Annotated in this window: 2 protein-coding genes and 1 pseudogene; all 3 read left to right on the top strand. The window is 68.7% G+C overall.

Translation table 11 applies throughout. The features are described from left to right. Window positions 1-285 precede the first annotated feature (285 nt). A complete protein-coding gene (locus QH283_RS09130; protein WP_280502583.1) occupies window positions 286-945 on the top strand; it encodes a TetR/AcrR family transcriptional regulator in 660 nt (219 codons plus the stop codon). 1,026 nt (window positions 946-1,971) lie between these two features. Further along, the gene (locus QH283_RS09135) at window positions 1,972-2,382 is read left to right on the top strand and encodes a hypothetical protein (protein ID WP_280502584.1); all 411 of its coding nucleotides are present in this window, start codon (window positions 1,972-1,974) and stop codon (window positions 2,380-2,382) included. After that, window positions 2,372-2,642: pseudogene (locus QH283_RS09140) on the top strand (hypothetical protein); the annotation flags it as partial. The gene QH283_RS09135 and the pseudogene QH283_RS09140, both read left to right, overlap by 11 nt.

The raw sequence follows: 2,642 nt of genomic DNA on the forward strand, positions 1-2,642 counted from the left end.
TCGGGGTAGAGGGGCTGGGTGGGGCGGAGCTGGGGCTTGCCGCGGTCGCCGAGGAGGGGGAGCAGGCCGCTGCCGGCGGGCGGGTCGGCCAGCGGGGCTGGCCGGGCCGGGTAGAGGTCGGCCAGATCGGCGGCGCGTTGCTTGAGCCCTCGGAGAAGTCCTGCGTGCATGTGGTGTCCTTTCGCGACGCTGCGAAGGTCGGGGGCGAGCCGGTCCGCCACCAGACTGGTGACGACTTGTCACCAATTCACCCCCGAGGGGTGGTCGTTTGTCAAGATTGCAGACATGACCAGCCCATCGACCTGGGGCGGGCGGACCGTGGAAGCGCGCCGCGCCGCCCGTCGCGCCCAGCTCATCGATGCCGCCATCGACGTGTGGGTGGAGAGCGGCTGGGCGGCGGTCAGCCTGCGCAGCGTGTGCGCGCGAGCCGGATTGAACGACAGGTACTTCCGCGAGAGCTTCGCCGACCGCTCCGAGTTGCTGGCCGCGGCCTGGGATCACGTGCGCGACGAGACGACCGCGGTGCTCACCGCCGCGATCGGCGATCGGCGCGAGGCGCTGCCGCTGGAGGTGCTGCGCCACGCCGTGGCGGCCGTGGTGCGCGGCTTCGCCGAGGATCCGCGCCGCACCCAGGTGCTCTTCGGCGACCACGCGGGCAGTGAAGTGCTCGAACGCCGCCGCCGCGACCTGGTGCTCGTGGTGACCGACCTGCTCGCGACCAGCCTGGAGTCCTACCTGCGGCCCGGCGTCGACTTCGGCGAGTTCCACCGCATGGTGCTCATGGGGGTGGGCGGCTTCGTCGAGCTGACCGGCGCCTGGCAGGCGGGGGTGGTCGACATCGACATTCCCGGGCTCATCGCGCAGACGACCCGGCTCGGCGATATTCTCGCCGATGTCTATCTGGTCGACCGGCCCGACGCCGCGCTGTCCGGCGCCGAGTCCTGATCGGCGAATTCGCCCGGAGCTACGGTTGCGGTCCGTAAACTGCGCGGCGAAAGGCCGTCATCGTCGGCTGTCCGGCAGTGTTGCCGTCAGGGGAAATCGGTTCTCGTCGCGGGGATTCGCGCGCGCCGAAAGCTGTACGCAGACTTGCGTTTGCAAATTCGAGACCTGCTGGGCGGTGGGTGAGCCCGGGGCGACCCGGCCCAGGTGTGGGCGGTGCGGAGGGGAGAACGTCGGGGCTGCTCGTGCTCGGTGCCGGCGGGCGGGAAAAGGGGTGGGCGCGGGCCGCCGGGACCGCTCGCGGGCGCGAATTCCGGCCGGGATCGGCCCACTCGTGAGGCGGATCCGATTCCGCTCGTCCATTTGTTCCGTCCGGGCGCGCGTGAATTGTCCGAACCCGCCGCCGTGAATTGTCCGCGAAGAATGCCGATCAAGCGGCGGGGAATGTTTGCTGCCGCCGTGGGCAATTCTGTGGGATCGTCTCGTATTCGAAATCGTGTGTCCGATAGGATGCGGCGGCGATTCTCGATGTCGGCAAATTCGGAGAATACCCCGGAGGGATGTCGCGGTGCGCCGCGGGCGCGCGGGGCTGGATCGTTTCGTCGGTGAGCGCCGGTGGCCGGGCGGTGCGGGCGCTGTCGGTGCCCCGGCCTACCATCGCACCGGTCAGGGCGGGGTTCTGTCACGGTCTGTCAGTACCCGGCCGGTCGGTCGCGCCGTTCGGATTTCTGGCGGGACGGGGGCGATAGCGTCGTCTACGGTGTGGATGGATGGTCGAGAATTGCAATCTGAAATGTTCGGAATGCTGGCGCCGCGAGAGGTGGCAAACTAAACCAACTGGTACGGAATAGGCCGGCGATTCAAAAACCGCTGGGTATTGTTTGTGGCGTGAGCGGGTACAATGCTCAAAAAATAGAATTTTCTCCGCATTCGCCGTGCGGTCTTCGCCATTCGTGTGTAGCGTCGGGCACTCGTAAGCCCCCACGGGAGAAACAAGGGGGCACACTTCGGAAGACAAGCGGTGAAGCGGTGCTCGGTATAGACGGCTGCCTGAAACGCATCATGGACATTCCCGGTGCGCGCAGCGTGACGATGGTGGATGGTGCGAGCGGTCTGGCCATTGCCGCGGCGGGCAGGCACGATCTGGTCGATCAGCACGAGGACGCGGCAGGCACCACCGATGTGGTCCGCGCCGTCCTCGGATGTCCGGCGCTGGTGAGCGGTTCCGGCGAGGACGACATCGACGAGATCATCGTCTGCGGCGGAGGCGGCTACCACCTGCTGTACCTGGTCGGCGGGCAGTTCGAGGGGCAGCTCTTCGTCCACGTGGTCTGCGACGAGGCCACCGGCAATCTCGGCCTGACCCGCTATCAGCTCAAGGCGGTGCTCGCCGAGTTCGCCGCGGGCGCGGGCCCCGCCGAGGTGGGCCATGAGCGGTGACCTGGCCGTAGAACTGCGCAGACACGAACAGCAGGGCAGCACCGGCGTGTTGCTGGCCGGTGACGGCGAATTCCACCTGGCCTACGGCGCTGTGGCCTCCGCTCACTGCCACCGGGCCACCGGACTGGACCGGCTCGTGGTCGAGGCCGGCGTGGCCACCCCCGAGGACAGGCGGCGCGCGGGCGCGGGGGGTGCGAGCCCGGTCCACGAACAACCCCCCCAGGAGACCCACCCGCAGCAGTCGGTCAACGACCCGGCCA

Source organism: Nocardia farcinica, from assembly GCF_029867845.1.
In the GTDB taxonomy this organism is placed as follows: domain Bacteria; phylum Actinomycetota; class Actinomycetes; order Mycobacteriales; family Mycobacteriaceae; genus Nocardia; species Nocardia farcinica_A.

Bases quoted from the DNA above. Each gene is read 5' to 3' on its own strand.
- QH283_RS09130 (WP_280502583.1), top strand. From the start codon at position 286: ATGACCAGCCCATCGACCTGGGGCGGGCGGACCGTGGAAGCGCGCCGC.